Origin of the sequence: Paenibacillus phocaeensis (assembly GCF_900021165.1) — a bacterium.
GTDB classification, from domain to species: domain Bacteria; phylum Bacillota; class Bacilli; order Paenibacillales; family Paenibacillaceae; genus Fontibacillus; species Fontibacillus phocaensis.
In genome coordinates this window covers 52,489-75,483 of record NZ_FCOQ01000012.1, presented here as the reverse complement: position 1 = coordinate 75,483, position 22,995 = coordinate 52,489, and the positions used below count along the sequence as shown (strand labels likewise).

Below are 22,995 nucleotides of genomic sequence, written 5' to 3'. Positions count from 1 at the left end.
AAATTATTAAAAAAAGGTCGCAAAATGTCGAAACATAGTTATATCCATCATTGAAAATTATAGAAATCGGCATTTTCGAGAAGGCGCATGAAGAACAACGATTCCGCTGCGTGGCAGAATGGCGGACTGATTATACACCATTACTCGTAATGCTCAAAAGGGGAGAGAAATGATGAAAACTTTTTATGCCCGCTTAAGACGTCTGCTGGAGATTCGCACGCTGCGCAACCGGATGCTTCTGATCTTTGCCATCTTGTTGATCATTCCGAATCTGCTGATTGGCTTCTTCAGCTTTCAAAGCGCCGGCGGACAACTGCACGCCAAAATGGATGAAAGCACGGAGTCAAGCATCAACTTACTTAATGAAACCTTAGACAACATCGTGGAAGCGGAGATTCGCAACGTTGAACAACTCGTGATGCAAATCGATTCGGCGCAGGTGGATGCTCAATCGCCGGAAGTGAGAAACCTGATCGATTTATTTATGGAGAAGCATCCCGAGTTGGAGATATTGACCCTCGGCAATGAGAACGGAGCCTGGATGAAGGCACCCGATCCGGGACAACAGGATTACGATCCCCGGACCAGGGACTGGTACAAGGCTGCGCTCGAGAAGCCGGACCAGACGGTCATTATCGATCCGTTTAAATCGAACACAACCGGCCATTATAACTTATTTATCAGCCGTGCGCTGAAGGATGGGAAAGGGGCGGTGACGATTTCCCTCGATATGGCCAATTTAAATGAAATCGTTCAGCGAGTGCGCCTCGGGACCACCGGCTATGTCTATCTGATTGACCGGACCAATAAGTTCGTCGCTCACCCGACCATAGAAGCCGGAGAGGAGGCGGCAGGGGATTTTCTTCCCAAGATGCAAGCGGAGGAATCGGGATTCCTGCAATATGAGAACCCGGAAACGGGGATTGCGCAAAGCGCCTACTTTACGACGAACCAGTTGACTGGCTTTAAAGTCGTCGGCGTGCTGAATCTTCAGGAGTTCGAAGATGCTTCCATGCCGATTTTCTGGACGGCCATGATCGTCTTGGGGATTTCATTGGTAGTTGCCGGTGTTCTGCTGTTTTTCGTGATCCGCAGCATCACGCGGCCCATTGAGGAATTAAATCGTTCGGCTAAACGGGTCAGCGAAGGATATTTGAACGAGGATGTAACCGCGAAACGCAAGGACGAAATCGGCCAGCTGGCCGAGAACTATAACGGGATGCTGGCGTCCCTGCGGCAGATGGTGCAGGAGATGTCGGAGACCGCCAGTCAGCTGGCGGCCTCCAGCGAGGAGTTGACCGCAGGCACGGAGCAGAACGCCAAGGCGGTGGAATACGTCGCCGGGCTCGTTCAGGACGCTTCCGATAATGCGGAGAAGCAAGCCTCGACTTCGGCAGAGAGCGCCAAAACGATGGACGAAATGTCCCATGGCATTCGGAAAATCGCCGAAGCCTCCGGTACGATCGTCGAGTCGTCCCTGCAAACGGTGGAGGATGTCCGGGAAGGCAGCGAGAAGGTGAACCTCGTCGGACTGCAGATGGAAGAAATCCGTCGGTCGACGCTGGAATCGGCGGAGCTGATGCAGCAGATGAATGAGCTCAGCGAACAGGTCGCTGGCATGAGCAACGCGATTTCGGACATTGCCAATCAGACCAATCTGCTGGCCTTGAACGCGGCGATTGAGGCGGCGCGGGCCGGCGAGGACGGCCGCGGTTTCGCGGTCGTCGCCGGGGAAGTACGGAAGCTGGCGGAACAGTCGCGGACTACGGCGGAAATGATTCAACAGCACATTGGGCAGATGACTGAGTTGACCGGGAAGGCCTACCATATGATGGATCAGAAAGTGAACGGCAACGTAGCGCGGGGGATGTCCGTAACCGAAGAAGCGCAAACCGCCTTCCAGGCGATCGAACGCTCCACGCAGCGGATCTCGGAACAGATCCACGAGGTGTCCGCCATTACCGAGCAAATGTCGGCCAGCGCCGATGAGATCGCCCAATCCGTCGAGCAGATCGCAGCGGTCTCGGCCAGCAGCATGGAGAGCTTCCAAGGTGTGACGGCTGCGACGCAAGAGCAACTGGCGTCCATGGAAGAGATCTCCTCGGCGTCGGAAGGATTGTCGAGAATGGCAACGGATATGCATACCCAGATCGACCGCTTTAAGCTATAAGAAATGAAGGTTAAGCCCCCTTGAGCCGGGAACAGTGGCGAAGGGGGCTTTTTACTGCGTATATTCCACCCTGAGCCGGGCACACAAATCCGCCTCGGGACGGATGGAGCCGGTCGGAAAGTCGATTAAGATGAATAGCAGCAACGCTCTTGTACTGAAACTGCTTATGCTCACTTTACAACGTAACAATGTTATGTTACGCTCATGAAGCGAGAAAGGAGCATGCACATGAGTGAGGAATTGATCTCCAAGAAGGAATTGCTGGATTTAACGGGGATTTCGTATGGACAATTATATCGCTGGAAGCGTAAGAACCTGATTCCGGAGCAATGGTTTATCCGGAAGTCTTCTTTCACGGGGCAGGAGACGTTTTTTCCGAGGGAAAAAGTGCTTCAGCGGATCGACCGGATTCTGGGGATGAAGGACGATTTGTCTCTGGATGCCTTGGCAGACGTCTTCTCGCCAAACCCGGGGGATATTCGTTTAAGCGCAGATGAACTATTAGGTCGTAACATTGTTACATCTACATCATTGAATTTATATATCGAGACCGTAGGGGTGGTTGAGGGGAAGTCGCAGCTGAACTTCGATCAAATTTTGACTTTGTACGTACTCGACAAGCTGCTGCAAAGCGGAGACCTTTCGTTGGAGGAAGGGCGTTTACTGATTCAGGCGCTGGAAGACTATTTGCCGGGGCTGGCTGGTCAGGAATGCGGCGTGCATCTCACCCGTAAAATGGGGGTGGCTGCTTTTATCCTGGTGCCTGGAGATGTCGAAATCTATCTGGACCGCAGCGTCAGGACGGTCGCCCGGCTCTCGCTGGCGCGCTGTACGGAGGAATTGAAATTATGGGTGAGCGGGAGTGAAGGATAATGGCGGAACGAAGCATCAAGGATTTGAAGATTAACGGTGTGGGTCAGGCGTCCGGCGGCGCTTATCGAAAAATACAGGCCGAAGGGATCGCCACGCTAAGCGGAGATATCACCTGCGAATCGCTGGGGGCTAACGGGACGCTGAAGATCAAAGGGACGGTCGATGCGGGGGAATTCCATCTTAACGGCACAGGTTCTTCCGAAGCGTCGCTGCGAGGCGGAAGTTTCGATCTGGACGGGATGTTTAAAGTCAGCCAGGACGTACGGTTCTCCTCGCTGCAGGTTCGGGGAATCCTCAAGGCCGGAGGATCTGTCATCGGGGAGACCGCCAAGGTGGAAGGCACCTTGAAGCTGGAGGGAAACGCCGAGTTTGAGGAAGCCGAGGTGCACGGTCAGCTTCAGGTTGGCGGCATGCTGAATGCCGGTACGTTAACGATTGGCTTGGAGGGACCTAGCCGGGCCAAAGAAATCGGAGGAGAGCGGATCGTTGTCCGGAAGCGCAAGGGCAAACGGCTGCTCGATTATCTATCCCCGCTGCTAACCTCCCGGTTAACAGCCGATCTCATCGAGGGGGACGATATCCAGCTGGAAGGCACGAACGCTGACGTGGTGCGCGGCAATTCGGTCGTAATTGGGCCGGATTGCGAGATCGGCCGCGTGGAGTATAGGGAACGATACGAGGTTTCGCCGCAGGCTGCGGTCGGGCACGCGGAGCAGAAATAAGAGGACGGATACCTGAGGAGGGATTGAGGATGGCCGCACAAGCGATGAACGGCGACCGGAATGCTGATTTGAAAATCATTGGCAACGGGATGTCGAACGGCGGGGTGTTTAACAAAATCAAGATCGTCGGTGAAGGTGAGATCAACGGAGATGTGGATTGCCAGACCTTGACCGGCACGGGAACGCTGGAGATCGACGGAGGTTTGCGTGTCGGGACCTTGAAGGCAACGGGCACGATTGCCGTATCCGGATCGATGAGCGGCGAGGAGTTGCATCTGACCGGCAACCTGAGTGTCCGGGGCGGCCTGCAAGCCGACCGGGCCCGACTCAACGGGGAAGTCCACATCGAGGGGGGCTTCACCGGGGAGGATCTGGGCTTGCATGGGAGCTGCGAAATGTCGGGGGATTGCCAGGCCGAGCGGTTTCGCCTGAAAGGGGCGGTGCAAATTCAAGGCATAATTAACGCCGAACGGGTGGAGCTTGCGATGTTCGGTCGCAGCCAGGTCCGTGAAATCGTCGGCGGGCAGATCCGCATCGCTCCGCATCCGACTTGGAAGTGGGTGGCGCTGTTCAAATCCTTGGGGACACCGGAGCTGCAGGCAACCGTCATCGAAGGCGATGTCCTTCGTTTGGAAAATACCGTAGCCGATGTTGTGCGCGGCGGGGACGTCTCGATTGGTCCCGGCTGCCGCATTCGGCTCGTGGAATATACAAAACATTATCACCAGGACCCGCACGCGGAAGTGGGGGAACACCTGAACGTTTGGAGGAATGAGGGATGACTGCGCAACAAAACAGCCGTCTCGGCTTCGTTGTCGCCGGATTGCTGCTTGGCATTCTCATGGCAGCGATGGACAACACGATCGTGTCCACGGCGATGGCGACGATCGTATCCGAGCTGGGCGGCTTGGATAAGTACGTCTGGGTTACTTCCGCGTATATGGTTGCGGAGATGGCAGCGATGCCGATCTTCGGCAAGCTGTCCGACATGTATGGGCGCAAGCGGTTTTTTGTGTTCGGCATCGCCATGTTTTTGCTGGGGTCCGTGCTGTGCGGCACGGCCGATACGATCGTGCAGCTCAGCATCTACCGCGCGATTCAGGGGATCGGGGGCGGGGCAATGATGCCGATCGCTTTTGCCATCGTATTCGACGTATTCCCGGTGGAAAAACGCGGTGCGATGGGTGGTTTATTCGGCGCGGTCTTTGGGATCTCCAGCTTGGCGGGACCGCTGCTGGGCGCTTTTATCACCGACCATCTGAACTGGCGCTGGAATTTCTACATTAACATTCCGCTGGGGCTCCTCGCCTTGTTCCTGATTCTAGCCTTTTACCGGGAATCGGCCGTGCATTCGAAGCAGCGGATCGATTGGTGGGGCGCTTTGACCCTGATCGGCTCGATCGTCGCCCTGATGTTTGCCCTGGAGCTGGGCGGTCAGTTGTACGCTTGGGACTCCGGGCAGATCCTTGGATTGTTTGCGGCCTTTGCCGTGCTGTTCACTACCTTCCTACTGGTCGAGCGTAAAGCGGAGGAGCCGATCATTTCCTTTGCGATGTTCCGCAAGCGGCTGTTTGCCAGCAGTAATCTGGCCGGGTTGTTCTATGGCGCCGCATTTATCGCAGCTTCGGTGTATATTCCCTTGTTTGTGCAGGGAGTTACGGGCGGCACGGCCACCAACTCGGGCTTGATCCTGCTGCCGATGACGCTGAGCTCCGTGGTCGCTTCTCAAGTCGGGGGCTTCCTCGTGCAGCGCACCAGCTTCCGCAACGTGATGATGTTGTCGGCCGTTATCTTTATGGCAGGAATCGCTTTGCTGGCGACGATTACGCCGGATACGACGAAAACGCTGCTCTCCGTCTACATGGCGATCGCCGGATTTGGCGTGGGGTTCTCCTTCTCTGTACTGGGGATGTCGGCGATCCAAGATTTTGGGCCCTCGCAGCGGGGGGCTGCCAGTTCAACCATGTCGTTCATCCGCTCGCTTGGAATGACGGTGGGAATTACCGTGTTCGGGATCGTGCAGCGCAACCTGTTTGCGAATCGGTTGGGAGAATCGCTGTCCGCCATGGGCGGCGGAGCGGCAGGGCTGCCGTCCATGGACGATCCGCGGACGTTGCTGGCCTCCGAAGCGCGCAAGGCGCTGCCGGCTCCGGTCCTGGAGCAAATCGTTAGCGATCTGTCGCAGTCGATTACGACCATGTTTTGGTGGACGCTGGTGCCGGCTGCGCTGGCCTTGATTACGGTGTGTTTTATGGGCAGCGCCAAAATGATGGGACACGGGCCGGGGGCGGTAAGCCGTCAGGAAGTCAAAGCGGCAGCGTCGGATTGAATGTTTCCCGAAAACGAGGAAGGAAAAGAAACGATTGACATCCTACCCGCAAATCTGGATAATCTATAGTTCATCCTGGCAATAATGAGGTGCTTACGTGAAAAATAATGATGCACAGGCTTTACCCGCTTCCGGCGGCTTGTTCCGGAACCGGTTCTATCAGACGATCTTGATCTCCAACCTGTTCTTGCAGATTGGGATCTGGGTCCGCAACTTTGCGATTCTGATGTTCGTAACGGATCAGACGAATAACGATCCGCTGGCGATCTCGCTGATTTCCGTTGTGGAATTTGCGCCGATCTTCGTATTCTCCTTCATTGGCGGAGCATTTGCCGACCGGTGGAAGCCGAAGCGGACGATGATCTGGTGCGACTTCTTGTCTGCGGTTTCGGTGTTTGCCGTGCTGCTGACCTTGCTGTACGGTTCGTGGGAGGCGGTCTATTTTGCGACCTTTATCTCCGCGATTCTGTCGCAGTTCTCGCAGCCTTCGGTGATGAAATTGTTCAAGCAGCATGTTCATCCGGATAAAGTGCAGCAAGGGATGGCCTTATTCCAGTCATTGGTCGCCATTTTCATGGTCATCGGGCCGTCGCTGGGGATCTTCTCTTATCATCAGTTTGGGATTTACGTGTCGATTGGCGTCATGGGCGTGGCGTTCCTGATCTCCGCCGTGGTGCTGTTCCGGCTTCCGGCGGATGAGGAGCAGGAGGCGAAGCCGATGCAAACCGGCAGTATCCGCAAAGAGCTGGCGGATGGCTTCCGGTATGTCTGGCGCAGTCCGGTGCTGAAGGTGCTTGGGGCCACATTTGCGATCGCCGGCTTCTCCGTCGGGATCATCCAGACACTCGGGTTGTTTGTCGTCACTGAACGGTTGGGGCAACCTAAGGAATTCCTGCAGTTCCTGCTGGCGGTGAACGGGGTTGCGATGCTGATTGGCGGCGCTGTGATCATGGGCTTGGCCAAGAAGATTCCGCCCCAAGTGCTGCTCGCCTTCGGGATGACGATCAGCGCCGTCTGTATCGTGGGCATGGGGCTGTCGACCAGCGTACCGTTAACCCTGGTGCTGCAGTTCCTGAACGGTCTGACGTTCCCATGCATCCAGATCGGGATCAATACGATGATCCTGCAATGGACCGAGCACTCCTATGTCGGTCGCGTCAACGGCGTACTCAGCCCGATGTTCATGGGGATGATGGTCATTATGATGTCGTTGTCCGGCGTGCTGAAAACGATCTTTCCGCTCGTTGGGATTTACGCCGTATCCGGGATTATCATGCTGCTGGGTGCGATGATTCTGGTGCCCATCTTCAAGCATAAGCCGGCAGTGCAGCCGCAGCCTCAGTTGGGCGAACAGCCCACGAGCTAAGAATAGAAGTATAGACAAAAGCTGTCCTTTCGGGTTCTTGTTAGAGCCTGAGGGGACAGCTTTTTGCGTGGTGTGGGGCGTGTCGTAGCGTGGTGGCAGGGGCAGGGAGAGAAGGAAAGTGCCGTTTGTACAGCTTTGGGTCGCCGGCAGACGGGCCGTCGAATGGATGAAGTTCAATTGGCCGCAGGCGTATTACGTTGCGTCGACATATCCCTTGCGCCCGGCGGCAAAGCCAAACACCGCAGTTAATACCGACACGCCGGTGATTGCCGCAAGCGGGGTGTCCCAACTGCCGCTAAGGTCGTGGAGATAGCCAAACAGCGTAGGCCCGAACGCGGCCAGGATGTAACCGATCGACTGCGCCATGCCCGAGAGGGCGCTGGCTTGCTCCGTCGTCCGTGAGCGCAGGGAGAAGAAGACGATCGCCAGACCGAAGGTCGAGCCGGAGCCGATTCCGAGCAGAAGGATGAAGAGCGCGGCCAGCGAGACCGGCCCTGCCCAGATGCCGCCGAATCCGATCACGCATAAGGCGGCGGTGGCGGCGGTCAGCCATTTCTGGCTGTCGGATCTCGCCGCGAGCAGCGGCATCAGGAACGAGCCGGCCATGCTGACCAGTTGCATGAGCGACAACATCCAGCCGGCTTGCGCGGCGCTCATCCCGCGCTCCTGCAGGATGTCCGGCAGCCAGGAAATGCTGACATAGAACAGGATCGATTGGAAGCCCATAAACATCGTCACCAGCCAGGCGACGGGAGAACGCCATATGCGGCGTTGCGAACCGGGGGCTTGGCCATTATTACCGGGGGGGCGGCTGCCAGCTGGAGCGGTGGCCGATATCGCCGCCTCCGCCGGGACAGCAGCGAGGCTCGCGGCCAGGTGATCCATGCTGTCGCGGTTGCCGCCGGACTTCCTGGAGCGCCGCGGCAGCAGCGGCATCCAGACGAAGATGCCGGTCGCCGTCAACGCAGCCCATAGGGTCAACGCGCCGCGCCACCCGAGCGGCCCTTGCGCCAACGGCACGCTGATGCCGGAGGAGATCGCCGCCCAGAAGGTCAGGCACGTGGTGAACAGGCTGGTCATCAATCCGACTTGCTGCGGGAAGTCGCGTTTGATCAGCCCGGGCAGCAGCACGTTGCATACGGCGATGGCGATGCCGATCAGCGCGGTGCCGGCAAACAAGGCGGCGACGGACGGCAGCGCGCGGACCAGGATGCCGCCGGTCATCAGAGCCATGCTGAAGAACAACGTCCGCTCGATCCCGAGCTTCGCGGACAAGCCCGGCGCCGCCAATGCAAATACCGCAAAGGCGACCAGCGGCAGGGTCGTCAGCATGCCCGACATCGTGTGCGATAAGCCGGTGGACGCTTCGATTTCGCCAATAAGGGCGCCTACCCCGGTAATAGGGGAGCGCAAGGCGGCGGCTGTCAGCAGAACGGCGGTGACCAACAGCCAGGTAGAGGCACCGCGAGCAGAGTTCATAGCGGGAGCAATCGATTTATTCATATCTATAAGGAGGCCTCCTTCGCTCGTTACCATTGTTAGATTAAAAATTTTATTTTATGCAGTGAATTGATCTCTGTCATAATCGGTAGGGATACGTCAGACGCAGTTCAGTATACTTCATGTCAGGTAGTGCGGCAACTTCGGACGAAGCATGAAGGACGAGGCTGGAGCTAGCCGGTAATGCAACAATGCAACCCTCGGAGAAGGAGTGGAAGCCTCTTGCAGGCTTGTGGTAGAATCAATAGTAAATAAAATCCATCAGTCGTGAAGCACACGCCTGTTGTTGTCGGATGATGAAGGAGTCTCATCCGTCGACGATAGGCGTTTTTATTTTGGTACATAGGAGGTTATGGAGATGGGATTTCAGGAGGCTTATGAGTTGTGGCTGAACGAACATTTAAGTTTGCGGCAAGGGGAGCGGGAGCGAAGATTGCGGGAGGGGCATGGACACGCGGAGAAGGCTTTTGTCGAAAAAGTGTGGTGGCCCGCTTTCGGTCACTTTCGAGCGCTTCACCCCGAATACGAGGTAACGGATTTCAAAGACGGGTTCCGCTATCTCGACTTGGCTTATCTACGCTCCGGACTCCGATTGGCGATGGAAATCGATGGATACGGCCCGCATTTGCGCAAGATCAGCCGCGACCGCTTCTCGGACCAATGCCGGCGGCAAAACGACTTGATCCTGGACGGCTGGAAGGTACTGCGTTTTACCTATGATGACGTCACCGACAATCCGCGCTACTGCCAACAAACGCTGCAGCAGTTTATGGGGAGGTGGTTGGGGGAGGGAGAGAATGCACTGCAAGCCGATTACCAGGAGAAAGAACTGCTCCGTCAATTTCTTCGTGCAGGAAGACCTTTAACACCAGGTGATATCTGTCAAACGATGGGAGTGGAAAATAAAACGGCCCGCAAATGGCTGCGCCAATTGTCCGAGAAACAGTGGATTCAACCCGCCAGTGGAAGCGCACGAGTTCGTTCCTATCGGCTCACGCGGGATGCCGAACGACTTCTATTTTAACTTGGCGGGAATTATAACGCCCTTTTATGGTCTTATTTGACTCGCACAGACAATTTCCGGGGAAATAACGGTAAAAAATGTCCTTATTATTGAAGAAACGTCGCAATCGACGTGAATATTAGCTTCATATCGTAAAATAACGCCACAATTTTCCCTTATTTCTGTAGAGTGGCATGAATTTGACGAAATAGCGCCCTTTTATACCGTTATCTGCGAGGCCCGGCGTGGAAGGGGGCTGCCCGCCCCCGCGATTCTCACCGGAAATTCGGTCCAGTCACGCCGTCCTCCAAAATTTGTTTGGGTGGCTGCTCCGACGGCGCACCCTCGGGGCTTCCGCTCCTACTGTTGCTGGAATTGCCACCGCCCCCTGTGCCGCCGGTCCCATTGCCGCCGTTTCCTCCGCCATTGCTATGGCTGCTCCCGCCTCCGGCTGCGCCCCCCTTGGGATCATCGCGTACCGCGATTACCGTCGGCTGGGCCGGGTAGGTGTCCTTGGAGATCAGCGTACGTTCGACAGTTTGACCGTCCACCTTCTTGATGCGATACGTCTCGACGACATATCCCTGCTTGCCGTTCACAAGCACCTGCCGGCTCCCGGCAGGAAGCGAACCGTTCGCCACATATTTGTTCGGCGGAGGGAGGGTTCGCGTCGTGCGGGATTCCAGCGAGTAGCTGACGTTCTCCGGCATATCGCCGAACAGCTTCACCGTAAGCTGGCGATCCTCCACCTTGGCGCGGATCAGAATGTGATGACCGCTGGTGTTCTTGAAGCGGAAATTAATGTAGCCTTTGGCGAACGTGGCGTCTTGGCCTTTGGGCAGGTAGCTGACCGGCAGGGAGTGATTGCGGCGCTCCACAATCGACAACCCGGCACGAACCGCGGCGTTGTAGAGCGTGCTCGACACCTGGCAAATACCGCCGCCGACGCCCGGCACCAGCCTGCCTCCAAATATGACCGGCGCCTCCTGGAAGCCAAACGTCTTCTCGGCATACTCGATCGCTTCGCTGTAATCGAATATCTCGCCCGGAGCCAGTACCCTGCCGTCGATGCTGCGCGCGGCCGAATCCACGTTATGCACCCGCCCGGTGCCGCTGGTGTGCAGACTCGTGGAGAACTGTACGATTTTGCGGCGGATGCCTTCCTTCTGGAGCGTATCGACGGTGACCTTGGGCTGGACAGTTTTCAGCGGCACGGCAAATCGCAAGGTCGGAAGCTGCTTCGACAACGCTAACGTCGGTGAGGTCGGCGTTGGTTCATGCCATGAACTTTTTTCCAATCGGCGAATTTCCTCCCCGAACTGCTTCGGCACCATCTCCAACAAACGGTCCCAGTCGATGCGCTGCACTGCGGTTCCCGGCACGTAACGAATCTGATCCTCGGCCGTAATGGTCCGCACGGCGTTGACCGGGGAGCCGAACCGGGATTTTTCCCATTCCGGAGTAAACACCGCCTGCAGCTTCTTGGGATCAAAGGTCAAGGTGAGCATCCACTGTCTATCGAAATTTCGCCTGGTCTGCACCCGCTCCCACAAAGATCCTTCTTCCAACTGACGCACTTCATCTCGAAAATGCTCCGCATCAAACGTCAACCCGGCTTCCGCCAAGGTCATCGTTTTTACGCTGCCATCGACGGTGAGCACGAGGTTCTTCCTGTGTAATGCGGCAAGTTCCTGTTCGAGCAGTTGCAGGGCTTCGTCCCGGGGGCGCCGGCCCACCTCCAATCCGGCAATGAGGGTGCCCGGAGGCAAGTTGTCCTGTGAGACATAGAAAGTTAGCGCTCCCCAAAACGCCGTGCCGAGGAGCCCAACGCAGAGGAGGATCACTGCCAAATGTTTCTTTTTCATACCCGTCTCCTTTAGGTGAAGACCTTCTTATTCATAGAAAAGAACCTGGTACAACCATATGTATGATCCAACTGCCGGAAACTTTCGGGTACTCAAGAGGTAACATCTTTGTTACAATAAAAATCGGACGAAAAGGAAATTACTCGGGTTTTAAAGGATTTGGCAGGAACATGTCGAATGTAAAAAAGGGTCATCTATAGAAACGGAATCATAGATTTAGGACGTGATCAAGTGATAGAAATGCAGGATGTCTGGAAGACGTATCCGAATGGAACCCACGCCCTTAAAGGCGTTTCGGTCAAGATCGACCGTAATGAATTCGTATATTTGGTTGGTCCCTCCGGCGCAGGGAAGTCGACCTTTATGAAACTCATTTACCGGGAGGAAGTGCCCACGAAAGGGCAGATTTCCGTAAACGGCTTTAACATTGGCAAGCTCAAACCTCGCAAAATTCCCTATGTGCGCCGAAATATCGGGGTTATTTTCCAGGATTTTCGGCTGCTTCCGAAGCTGTCGGCCTATGAGAACGTTGCCTTTGCTTTGGAGGTCATCGAAGCCCCTAAGAAGATCATCAAGAAACGCGTGATGGAAGTGCTCGACCTTGTCGGGTTGAAAAATAAAGCAAATCGCGATCCTTCCCAACTTTCCGGCGGAGAGCAGCAGCGGGTGGCGATCGCTCGGGCGATCGTCAACAATCCGTCCGTCATCATTGCGGACGAGCCTACAGGGAACCTCGACCCCGAGACCTCCTGGGGCATTATGCAACTGCTGGATGAAATCAATTTCCGCGGCACCACCATCGTTATGGCTACCCACAACAAAGAAATCGTGAACACGATGCGCAAACGTGTCATCGCCATTGAACACGGCAACATCGTGCGAGATCAGCTGAGAGGGGATTACGGTTATGACTTTTAGCACCCTCTTACGGCATTTGCGGGAAGGTGCGAAGAGCATATTCCGCAACGGCTGGATGACGGTCGCGTCCGTGACCTCGATCATCGTTTCGCTGCTGATTTTAGGCGTGTTTACCTTGCTTGTGCTGAACGTCAATTCGTTTGCCGATGAGGCGGACAGCCAGGTGCAGATTAAGGCTTATTTGAACTCGAATGTGACGGAAGCTGTACGCGACCAGATTAATAACGACATTGGTTCGATGGAAGAAGTCAGCAAAGTCACGTTGATCCCTAAGGCCGAAGGCTTGAAGGATTTCCGCGAGAAGCTTGGCGAGGAAGGCAAGGACTTGCTGGAGGGGTACGACGAGACAACGAACCCGATTCCCGACACGTTCGAGGTTCAGGTAATCGAGCCGACGACCGCGCCTTACGTAGCCAGTAAAATTTCCGCGCTGAACGATAAATACGAGGAGAAGCCGATCTACAAAGTCAATTACGGACAAGGCACGGTGGAGAAATTGTTCAAAATCACCCGGGCGATCCGCAATATCGGGTTCGCTTTTGTGGCGGGGCTGGCCTTGATGGCGATGTTCCTCATCTCCAACACGATCCGGGTAACGATTTTGGCCCGTCGCCGTGAGATTGGCATCATGAAGCTGGTTGGCGCAACGAATACCTTTATTCGCTGGCCGTTCTTCGTGGAGGGGGCACTGATTGGTCTGATTGGCTCCTTGATCACCGTAGGCGTGTTGTTCTTCAGTTACGGCGAGCTGGTGTCCTCGGTCAAAGCGGATGTCACGCTGGCCATTCAACTGGTTCCTCTCAGCGAGGTCGGGTTGGAACTGGGCGGACTGCTCGTCGGCCTGGGACTTCTGATCGGGATCTGGGGAAGTACGATGTCGATCCGGAAGTTTTTGAAGGTGTAGCGGAGGCCGGATGATAGGACGATAACCGCGACCGGATGGACGATGATGGCAACCGGAACGATAACGGAACTGAACGCTCTTATTTGGCTCAATGACCGTCATTTTATTTTCTAACGGAATGGAGCGCCCTTATTGGCCCTTGAATGCGGAGAAAACGACAGCAACTGGCTAAATAAGGGCTGCTGGTTCCGTTAGCTGCAACCGAACCTTGAATTTTGCCCGAATAGCGGCGCTCAGTTCCGTTAAGATGGAGAATATGATAAAGGATGGGGAAACGAAGTTGAAGAAATGGGTAACCACGATCACTGTAGTCGCATTAGCCGCTTTAATCTTCCAACCTACCGAAGGCTTCGCCAAGACAAAAACCATCAGCCAGATCGACAAAGAGCTGAAGCAGCTTCAGGAACAGGCCAAGCAAGCCAAAAAACAGCAGGAGAAGGCCGCGAACCAGAAACAGGAAGCACAGCATTACGTCAATAAAAACACGAATTACCTCAAACAATTGCTGGGGCAGATCGACGTTGTCAGCAACGAGCTGACCCAGATCTCGATGGAAATCGACCAGACCGAGCAAGACTTGCGTACAACTGCGGAGAAACTGGACGAGACCCAGGCCCGGATTGAGGAGCGTTCGCATCTGCTTGATACTCGTGTCCGGTTAATGTATACGGACGGCGCCGTTTCTTATCTGGATGTGCTGCTGTCCTCCACCAGCTTCACCGATTTTCTGGAGCGGGCCGATTCTTTACAGGCGATTGCGAACCAGGATCATGTCCTGCTCGACGAGCACAAACGGGATAAAGAGCTGATCGTGCAGCAGAAGCAACAGCTGGAGCAGGATTATGCAAAAGTGAAGCAGCTATACGCCGATGCGGAAGCGCGCAAAAGCGATTTGGAAGCCAAAGAGGTCGAAAAGCAGCAGCTGATTGCGAAGTACAACGCTGACATTGAACAATCCGAAGATATCAGCGAAGAGCAAGAAGCGCTCCTGATCGAACTGGCGACGAAACGGGCGGCGCTGGAGCAGGAGAAGAACAAGCTGAAGGCCGCTCAAGTGTACAAATATAAGAAGAGCTCCAACGGTTCGGGCGGATTCAAAGGCAACGGCGGTTCGTTTGGATTGCCGGTGAACGGCGCGCGGATCTCCTCCAATTACGGTACGCGGATTCATCCGATTACCGGCGTGAAGAAGAAGCATACCGGCGTGGATATGGCGGCCCCTCAAGGCACGGACATCCATGCGGCGGAGGACGGCGTCGTGATCGTGGCGGAATGGTGGAGCGGTTACGGCAATACGGTCATTATTGACCACGGCGACAATGTCTGGACGCTTTACGGTCATATCCGCAACGGCGGGATTAAGGTAGAGAAAGGCCAGCAAGTCAAGAAAGGCGAAAAAATCGCCGAAGTCGGAAGCACCGGCAACTCCACAGGCCCTCACTGCCACTTCGAGGTCCGGATTAACGGGAATCCGGTAGACCCGATGCCTTATTTGTAATAAAATAGCTATAGTGTTCGATCGAAAACGGATACCGCCTTTTTGGGGCTGGGTCCGTTTTCCCCGTTTGAGGTTATTCGCACCGAGAAGGTTGGATGAAGCTAGAGACTGAGCAGCGGAGCGTAGTCATAGGCTACGTGAGCAGCTGAAATGTTTCCGCAGGAAACATGCATCGGAAGCCTACGCTTAGGGTCGGCTGAATTCAAGATTCGACGTCGACTTAGCAGCTTGAATAGGCAACGTGATCATAAGCCGATTTTAAAACAACCTTTTAATTGTAAATATTTCTCATGGGCGGGACATATACTATGGGACGTTCAAACTCGGACGGGCCGGGCGCGTTCCCGGGGACGTCCATCTTTTTGGAGGCGGTGATCAAGGATGTTTAAAGGTCGTACGGTAACCCTGCTCGTTGTCGCAGCCATGCTGGTCAGCAGCTTGTTGACATTAACGCTGACAGGGGAATGGAGCTTTGCCGGTACGGGACCGCTGCGCAGCGGAAATTTTGCCGACACGGCCAGCACCGGCTCGAAGCAAAATATCAAAAAAATCGAGAAGGCGCTGCAGCTCGTCCAGAAAAACTACGTCGAAGACGTGGATACGAACAAACTGATCGACGGCGCAATCGACGGTATGATGAATGCGCTGGAGGATCCGTTTTCCTCCTATATGGCGCCTGATACGGCGCAGCAATTTTCGGAGCAGATTGAGGGTTCTTTTACCGGAATTGGGGCAGAGGTGTCCATGGAGAACGGGAATGTCGTCGTCGTTTCTCCGATCAAGGGCTCTCCTGCGGAAAAAGCCGGCATTCAGCCGAAGGATATCCTGCTGTCGGTGAACGGGGAATCGTTCGAAGGCTTGAGCCTGAATGAGGCGGTGGCCAAAATCCGCGGACCGAAAGGGACGACGGCCAAAGTGAAGGTCAAACGGGCGGGAACTGCCAACACGCTGGAGTTTGAAATTGTCCGCGACGACATCGCGCTGGAAACCGTGAATGCGGGGATGAAGGAAGGCAAGGTCGGCGTCATCGAGGTAACCGAGTTCTCTTTGAATACGGCTGATCGTTTCAAAAAAGAGCTGGACGCCTTGGAGAAACAAGGCATGAAAGGTCTGGTGATCGACGTGCGCAACAACCCGGGCGGGGTGTTGGACGTCGTCGAGGCGATGGCCGAAATGTTCGTGCCGGAAGGCAAAGCCATCGTTCAGATCGAAGATAAGTACAAACGCCGGCAGCAGTCGGTTTCCAAAGGAGAGGGCAAGTCCTATCCGATCGTCGTCCTAACCAACAAAGGCAGCGCAAGCGCCTCCGAGATCCTGGCCGGAGCTCTGCAGGAATCCGCAGGAGCGAAGCTGGTTGGCGAAGCGACCTATGGCAAAGGGACGGTGCAGTCGAGCTATAGTCAAGAGATGGGCGACGGCAGCCTCCTGAAGATCACGATCGCCAAATGGTTGACGCCTAACGGCGAATGGATTCACAAGAAGGGGATCAAGCCGGATGTTGCGGTGTCCCAGCCGGATTATTTTACGGTGGCCCCGATTAACAAGGAAAAGACGTACAAATACGATATGCTCGGCGAGGATATCAAAAGCGCCCAAACGATGCTGGACGGACTCGGCTACAATCCGGGACGGAAGGACGGGTATTTCGATAAAAATACCGAGAAGGCGCTGAAGGAGTTCCAGACCGACCAGAAGCTGACGGCGAACGGCGTGCTGGATGCGAAAACCGCTCAAGCGTTGGAGGCGGGCGTCATCGAACATATCCGTGATCCGAAAAACGATGCGCAGTTAAATCGCGCGCTGGAGATCGTTCGGAAGGAAATCGCCTCGTAACTGTCGAATCCCATAGAGGGCTGAAATCCGGCCCTCTTTTTTGTCTGATTAGCGGAAGTACATAAGTTACGATCCGTATTTTTCATAGAGCAAGGTGTGACTTATACCGTAAAAAAGGAGCGTGTGTACCTCTTGGATCTCATTCTGGAAGGATTGTGGAGTCTGGCGGAAGCAGGCGCGCAGCTGTTGTTGCAGCCGTTCTACTATATTTCGATCATCGTTGTCCTGCTGATGTATCGCAGGCAGGTAGTGCTGGAGCGCCGCCTGTTCCATGTTCGCCTCCACAGCTGGGGCCTGCAGACCTGGCGTACCGCCTTGGGCGGCTTGCTGGCGGGGTTGGCGGTTTCCGTCGTCTTCGTCTTCCTCGGAATGAATCTGACGATGGAGGGCATCCTTTGCCTTTGGGCGGTGACGTTGGTGCTGATGCTGTTCCGCATCCGCTATTTATGCCTGGCTTATGCCGTAGGTTTGCTCGGCGTGATCCAGTTCGGACTGAACTTGTTCCCGGGCTTTGCGGGGAGCGGGCTGGTGAGCGATGTCGTGCGGATCGTCCGGGAATTGGAGATTCCGGCGCTGCTCTGCCTGGTCGGGCTTCTGCATTTGGCTGAGGGCTTGTTAGTCCGGTGGCAGGGAGCTTCGTTGGCGGGGCCTTTGTTCTTCGAGGGCAAACGGGGCAAGCTGATCGGCGGGTATCAGATGCAGAGCTTGTGGCCGGTGCCGTTGTTCCTGCTGGTTCCGGCGCAGACCGCCGGCGGGATCCTGCCGTGGATGCCGTTGTTCGGCGGGGATGGCTGGCAAGGCGGCTTTAGTCTGATGGCGCTGCCGATCGTGCTCGGGTTCTCCGAGATGACGATGGGACTGCTACCGAAGGAGAAAGCCCGGATCTCGTCAGGCCGGCTGCTGGGGTACGGCGCGGTGATCACGGTGCTGGCCGTGCTTGCGGCCTGGTGGAGTCCGCTGCTGCCGGTGGCCGCGCTCGCGGCGTTCGTGCTGCACGAAGCGCTGATCTGGCTGAGCCGCTACGAGGAGCAGCAGCGCAGTCCGTTGTTCGTCCACCCGCAGGGGGGACTGAAGGTGCTCGCGGTGCTGCCGGGCAGCCCGGCGGAAGAGCTGGGCATCCGGGCCGGCGAGTCGATCGTCAAGGTCAACGGCGTGCCGGTGCCAACCAAGGAGGATCTGCATGCGGCGCTGCGGATCAACCCGGCTTTTTGCAAGCTGGAGGTGCTGAATCTCGCGGGCGAGAGCAAATTCCTCCAGCGCGCCATCTACGCCGGCGATCACCACCAGCTCGGCGCGATCCTCGCGCCGGATGAGCTGGCGCCGGCGGCGGTTCGGCTGCAGCCGCTGTCGCTGCTGCAGCTGCTGCGCCCGNGTGCAGGCCCGTGGCAGGCCTGCGCCAGAGCCCCGCGCCAGGCCGGGGGCACCGGCCCAGCTTGGCTCTGGCGCAGCGCAACCGGCCTCGGCCCGGCGCGCAATGACCAGCGTGCCGCAACTACTTTGCGGCGGCACGCTCCTGTTCCCCTAGCGAGATGGTGTTATCTGCCACCTCGCTAGTTTTTTTGGCCGCGCTGTCTCTCTAACGGAACCAGTGGCCCTTATTGTGCACAAATTGACGCGCCCAGGAATGTAACGGAACCAGATGCTCTTATTAGACCTCAAAGTGTGCAATAAGCGGCGAAACATCACGAATAAGGTCCTTACGTTCCGTTAAGTCGGGAAATCGTGCGGGAAATAACAAATAAGGTCTCTACGTTCCGTTAGAGCATGGGCTCCCCCGACTTCAACGCCCCCAACGCTCCCAAACGACCTCAATGCCCGCGACTCATCCGCCCGTAATGGCCTCAACGCTCCCGATTCGCTCAACTCGCCCAGCGCAATCAGCACGCCCAACCTCCTGCTCCAAACGCACTCGTGGCCCCAACGCTCCCAATTCGCTCAACTCGCCCAGCGCAAGCAACACGTCCAACTCACCCGCACACCAAACGCACACGCGCCCCCAACGTGCCCAAACGACCTCAACGTTCGCGACTCATCCGCCCCAACAGCCTCATTGCCCTCACGTACCCAATCCCCAACAGCCTCAATTCGCTCAACTCGCCCAGCGCAACCAGCACGCCCAACCTCCTGCTCCAAACGCACTCGTGGCCCCAACGCTCCCAATTCGCTCAACTCGCCCAGCGCAAGCAACACGTCCAACTCACCTGCACACTATACGCCCTCGCGGCTCCAACGTGCCCAAACGAACTTAACGCTCGCGACTCATCCGCCTCCAACAGCCTCAATGACCTCGACTCGCCCAGCGCAATCAGCACGCCCAACCTCCTGCACCAAACGCACTCGTGGCTCCAACGCTCCCAATTCGCTCAAACCGCTCAGCGCAACCAACACGCCCAACCCACCCGCACTAAACGCCCTCGCGGCTCCAACGTGCCCAAACGAACTCAACGCTCGACTCATCCGCCCCCAACGCTCCCAATTCGCTCAACTCGCCCAGCGCAAGCAACACGTCCAACTCACCTGCACACTAAACGCCTTCGTGGCTCCAACGTGCCCAAACGACCTCAACGTTCGCGACTCATCCGCCCCAACAGCCTCATTGCCCTCACGTACCCAATCCCCAACAGCCTCAATTCGCTCAACCCGCCCAGCGCAATCAGCACGCCCAACCTCCTGTACCAAACGCACTCGTGGCTCCAGCGCTCCCAAACGACATCAACGCTCGCGAATCCCCCGCCTCCCCCAGCAAAGTTACTCAACTAATTGATAGCTACGGTACCGGGTTTTGCCGCTGGTGACGGCGAAGAGGTTCTTCTCGCTTAACCCGTGTAAGAGGTACCTGGCATGGCGGTCGGAGATGTTGAGATGCGCCGCCAGCTCGCGGGGCGTAAATGGGCGCAAAAGACGGCGGCCGAAGCGCACGCTTTCCGCTTCCAGCCAGTTGAGATCGGCGGTGACGTCGGAAGTCATGAACCTACCGATCAACGACAAGATCAACTGCTGGCATTGCTTCGGCTCCTCCACGATAGACAAGTAAGCGACGGGGAGCAACGTCCAACCGTCTAGTGCCAGCAAGCTGTGGCGCCAGCATAAATCCTTAAAGCGCCGGACGTCCAAATCCCTGGCGTGGGGGCCGTATCCTTGAATTTCAATGGCCCCTTTCGCTGAGCCTGCCCCCGGGAGATAAGCGAGGTCCAAGTACCTATAACCGTTGTTGAAGTCCCGCACCTCCCATTCCGGGGATAAGTCATCAAATTGTCCAACGGCAGGGAACCAGACGGATCGCAAAAATTCCATAGTGCCGTGTCCCAATCCCTTTTTCAGGAGTTCCAACCGTCTGGGGTTCTTCTCCTCCTCGATTTGACGTGCCATCCACGCATCAAAGGCTTGATTAAACTTCATCCCAACTCAACCTTCCCTCCATTTGTGAAAACAAAAACGCCGCCCCGACCCCATTCTCCCAACTAAGGGGAGGATGAGGATCAAGACGGCGTGTGCTTCACAGCCTAATTGTGCATAGTTTATCGCGTTTACCGTATTCTGGCAATAGGTATGTTAGGAGGTACCCGCTCAGCCGTCGATTGTAACGGATCGTAGTGCCTCTATTTCATTCCCAATCACCCATCATGAATTCTAACGGACTCCAGAGACGTTATAGGGGGTATTTTTGTGTGTTTGCGCCGATATCCCAGCCAATAAGGTCTCTCCCATCCGTTAGCCGGGGAAATAGGCCGGGAAATAGCGAATAGCGTCTCTGAGATCCGTTAGAGTGCGGGGAGAGGTGCATGAACCAGGGGCTCAGGGTTCCGGTTCAGGGTTCAGGGTTCCGGTTCAGGGTTCAGGGTTCGGGTTCAGGGTTCAGGGTTCCGGTTCAGGGTTCAGGGTTCGGGTTCAGGGTTCAGGGTTCGGGTTCCGGTTCGGGTCTCAGGGTTCCGGTTCCGGTTCGGGTTCAGGCTCAGGGGCGCCCCCCTAACCCCCTCAAATCAGGCCAACCCTATTAGCGTTCAGAGTTGACGGAACATGGCTGAACGCAGGCAAAACGCAAGCGACGTTCCGTCAAGCGCTCTCCGTCCCTACTGCGGCAACTGCCGCAGCACGGTGATCTCCACCCGGCGGTTTTTCTGGCGGCCTTCGGCGGTTTCGTTGTCGGCGGCCGGGCGGGTATCGGCATAACCGGCGTATTGGAAATGCTGCGGGTCTAGCTTCTCTTTGTCAACGAAAAACCGCAGCACGGACAACGCTCTCGCCCCCGATAACTCCCAGTTGTCCTTATAATCCGACGCGTACACGATCGGCAGGCTGTCGGTATGGCCTTCGATGCTGATCACCGTATCGAGCTGCCGGAACAAGCTGGCCAGCTTGGCCAGAGTCTTGGCGGACTCGCTCTTGAGGTCGGCTTTCCCGGTATCGAACAAGAACCGGTCGCTTAACGTAATCGAGATGCCTTTGGGCAAGTCCGCCACGCGGATCTGATCCTCCAGCGAGTTGTCCTTGATGTAACTCTCGATCAGCTTCATCAGGTTGGCGAGCTCTTCCTCCTGTTTGCGAAAAGCGAGCTCCCGCTCCGTCAACGGCGCTTGGCCGCTGCGATCCGCTTGTCCCGTCGTCGTGCCTTGCCCTTCGCCTTGCTTCGTGCCGCGATCGTCCGAAGCCGAAGGATTCTTGGGATTGGACCGGCCCTCCGTCCCGATAATCCCGCTGCCCAGCTCCAGGATCGAATCCCCGCCTTTGAACGTCTGCTGCAGGGAGGAGGTCACCACTTCATATTTTTCCACGTCTAACCGGCTCATGGCATACATCATCACGAAAAAAATCAACAGCAGCGTAATCAAATCCGCATAGGTGATCATCCAGCGATCCTTCGTATCATTACGCTCCGCACGGCGTCCGCGCCGGCGTGGCCCCCTCGGCAAACGGTCCGGATCCGGAGTCTTGCCCGGATGGTTGGACGGTCTCATAGTTCATTCTCCTCGGTGCTGCGGATGCGGCCGCCGCTTTCGAATCTGGCAAGGTTCTCCGGCAGTTCGGCATCAGGCAACAATCGCGAGGTTTCCGCGGTGTAAGACTCCAGCTTCCGCCGCACAAGCAAAGGATGGTCCCCGTTTTGGATCGACAGGATCCCTTCCAGCATCATCTCCATGCGGTCGATTTCGTCATCGCAGCGCGTTTTGATTTTAGAGGCGATCGGTAGGAAAATCAGGTTGGCACTCGCCACCCCGTACAACGTCGCCGTAAAAGCAAGAGCAATCGAAGGCCCCAGCGCGGTCGGCTCAGACAAGCTCCCGAGTACGTGAATGAGCCCCATCACCGTACCGATAATCCCCATCGTCGGAGCATATCCGCCGGCCGATTCGAAGATTTTGGCGTAGCCGTCATATTTTTTCGCCACCGCATCGATTTCCAGCTCCATGATCTGCCGCACCATCGCCTGGTCCGTGCCGTCCACCACCAATTGAATGCCTTCGCGCAAAAAAGGATCCCGATGCTCGGCAGCCTTCTTCTCCAAAGCCAGCACGCCTTCACGGCGGGAAATCTGCGACATGCCCACGATATCCTCAATCGCGTCATCCTGCGCCGGGGATTTACTCTTAAACGCCAGTGCCAGTGCTTTCGGCACCGTCCGCAGCTTGGCGACAGGATAGCTGATTAACACCGCGGCAAAGGTCCCGCCAAACACGATTAAAGCGGCGGTGATCTGCAGTAGACCCCTCAATTGACCGCCTTCGAGCATAAATCCGCCAACCAGGGCAGCTAGTCCAACAATGATACCTATGAGCGTTGCAATATCCATGAATTGTGTACAACTCCTATTCTCGATTACCGTTTGCATCTATAGGATGAAAAAGGTATAATACATGGGAACACCCATTCCTATTTTGATAAAATAAGGAAGGGTCCGCAGAGTTAAGCTTGGTTTATTCATCGGAAGGATGACGATCCTAGTTTATATCTGGAACTGAACATCTAAGGAACCATCTCATGTTATAGATAGAACGAATACGGAGATGCCTCTAGTA

General features: G+C 56.1%; 17 protein-coding genes. 12 read left to right on the top strand and 5 right to left on the bottom strand.

Going from position 1 to position 22,995, the window contains the following annotated elements:
* The first annotated feature begins 169 nt into the window (after positions 1–169).
* The 6 genes from BN3795_RS05885 (at position 170) to BN3795_RS05860 (ending at position 7,460) form a co-directional block, all read left to right on the top strand.
* On the top strand, positions 170–2,170 hold the full coding sequence (locus tag BN3795_RS05885; protein WP_332835589.1) for a methyl-accepting chemotaxis protein: 2,001 nt from the start codon (positions 170–172) through the stop codon (positions 2,168–2,170).
* A 228-nt stretch (positions 2,171–2,398) separates the two neighbouring features.
* Positions 2,399–3,043, top strand: coding sequence for a YhbD family protein (locus tag BN3795_RS05880; protein WP_068783780.1), 645 nt, complete (start codon positions 2,399–2,401; stop codon positions 3,041–3,043).
* Positions 3,043–3,765 (top strand): hypothetical protein, encoded by a 723-nt coding sequence (locus BN3795_RS05875; RefSeq protein ID WP_068783779.1) that lies wholly within the window; start codon positions 3,043–3,045, stop codon positions 3,763–3,765. Before BN3795_RS05880 ends, BN3795_RS05875 begins: the two co-directional genes overlap by 1 nt.
* A gap of 29 nt (positions 3,766–3,794) precedes the next feature.
* Positions 3,795–4,547: a bactofilin family protein gene (locus BN3795_RS05870; RefSeq protein WP_068783778.1), complete on the top strand. Its 753-nt coding sequence runs from the start codon at positions 3,795–3,797 to the stop codon at positions 4,545–4,547.
* The gene (locus BN3795_RS05865) at positions 4,544–6,094 is read left to right on the top strand and encodes an MDR family MFS transporter (protein WP_068783777.1); all 1,551 of its coding nucleotides are present in this window, start codon (positions 4,544–4,546) and stop codon (positions 6,092–6,094) included. Before BN3795_RS05870 ends, BN3795_RS05865 begins: the two co-directional genes overlap by 4 nt.
* Before the next feature lie 97 nt (positions 6,095–6,191).
* Positions 6,192–7,460 carry an MFS transporter gene (locus BN3795_RS05860; RefSeq protein ID WP_068783776.1) on the top strand — a complete coding sequence of 423 codons (1,269 nt, stop codon included), beginning with the start codon at positions 6,192–6,194 and terminating at the stop codon, positions 7,458–7,460.
* Between the two features lie 192 nt (positions 7,461–7,652).
* On the opposite strand, the gene BN3795_RS05855 is transcribed toward BN3795_RS05860, so the two are convergent.
* Positions 7,653–8,963, bottom strand: a complete 1,311-nt coding sequence (locus tag BN3795_RS05855) for a CynX/NimT family MFS transporter (RefSeq protein ID WP_068783775.1) — start codon at positions 8,961–8,963, stop codon at positions 7,653–7,655.
* A gap of 355 nt (positions 8,964–9,318) precedes the next feature.
* On the opposite strand from BN3795_RS05855, the gene BN3795_RS05850 reads away from it, so the two are divergent.
* On the top strand, positions 9,319–9,984 hold the full coding sequence (locus tag BN3795_RS05850) for a PDDEXK family nuclease (protein WP_068783774.1): 666 nt from the start codon (positions 9,319–9,321) through the stop codon (positions 9,982–9,984).
* 254 nt (positions 9,985–10,238) lie between these two features.
* On the opposite strand, the gene BN3795_RS05845 is transcribed toward BN3795_RS05850, so the two are convergent.
* Positions 10,239–11,828 (bottom strand): VanW family protein, encoded by a 1,590-nt coding sequence (locus BN3795_RS05845; RefSeq protein ID WP_068783773.1) that lies wholly within the window; start codon positions 11,826–11,828, stop codon positions 10,239–10,241.
* Between the two features lie 231 nt (positions 11,829–12,059).
* On the opposite strand from BN3795_RS05845, the gene ftsE reads away from it, so the two are divergent.
* From ftsE to BN3795_RS05820, 5 genes are all read left to right on the top strand, one after another.
* Positions 12,060–12,746, top strand: a complete 687-nt coding sequence (gene ftsE, locus BN3795_RS05840) for a cell division ATP-binding protein FtsE (protein ID WP_068783772.1) — start codon at positions 12,060–12,062, stop codon at positions 12,744–12,746.
* Complete coding sequence (ftsX, locus tag BN3795_RS05835; protein WP_068783771.1) at positions 12,736–13,650, top strand: permease-like cell division protein FtsX; 915 nt, start codon at positions 12,736–12,738, stop codon at positions 13,648–13,650. The genes ftsE and ftsX overlap by 11 nt, the downstream gene beginning before the upstream one ends.
* A gap of 280 nt (positions 13,651–13,930) precedes the next feature.
* Positions 13,931–15,148, top strand: a complete 1,218-nt coding sequence (locus BN3795_RS05830; RefSeq protein WP_068784050.1) for a murein hydrolase activator EnvC family protein — start codon at positions 13,931–13,933, stop codon at positions 15,146–15,148.
* Positions 15,149–15,529: 381 nt separating this feature from the next.
* Complete coding sequence (locus BN3795_RS05825; RefSeq protein WP_068783770.1) at positions 15,530–16,981, top strand: S41 family peptidase; 1,452 nt, start codon at positions 15,530–15,532, stop codon at positions 16,979–16,981.
* Positions 16,982–17,113: 132 nt separating this feature from the next.
* Positions 17,114–18,535: a PDZ domain-containing protein gene (locus BN3795_RS05820; RefSeq protein WP_198524668.1), complete on the top strand. Its 1,422-nt coding sequence runs from the start codon at positions 17,114–17,116 to the stop codon at positions 18,533–18,535.
* Positions 18,536–19,729: 1,194 nt separating this feature from the next.
* On the opposite strand, the gene BN3795_RS05810 is transcribed toward BN3795_RS05820, so the two are convergent.
* From BN3795_RS05810 to BN3795_RS05800, 3 genes are all read right to left on the bottom strand, one after another.
* Positions 19,730–20,380: a transcriptional regulator gene (locus BN3795_RS05810; RefSeq protein WP_068783768.1), complete on the bottom strand. Its 651-nt coding sequence runs from the start codon at positions 20,378–20,380 to the stop codon at positions 19,730–19,732.
* A gap of 671 nt (positions 20,381–21,051) precedes the next feature.
* Positions 21,052–21,936 carry an OmpA/MotB family protein gene (locus tag BN3795_RS05805; RefSeq protein WP_068783767.1) on the bottom strand — a complete coding sequence of 295 codons (885 nt, stop codon included), beginning with the start codon at positions 21,934–21,936 and terminating at the stop codon, positions 21,052–21,054.
* Entirely contained in the window at positions 21,933–22,769 is an 837-nt protein-coding gene (locus BN3795_RS05800) for a flagellar motor protein (protein WP_068783766.1), read from the bottom strand. Before BN3795_RS05800 ends, BN3795_RS05805 begins: the two co-directional genes overlap by 4 nt.
* Positions 22,770–22,995 lie beyond the last annotated feature (226 nt).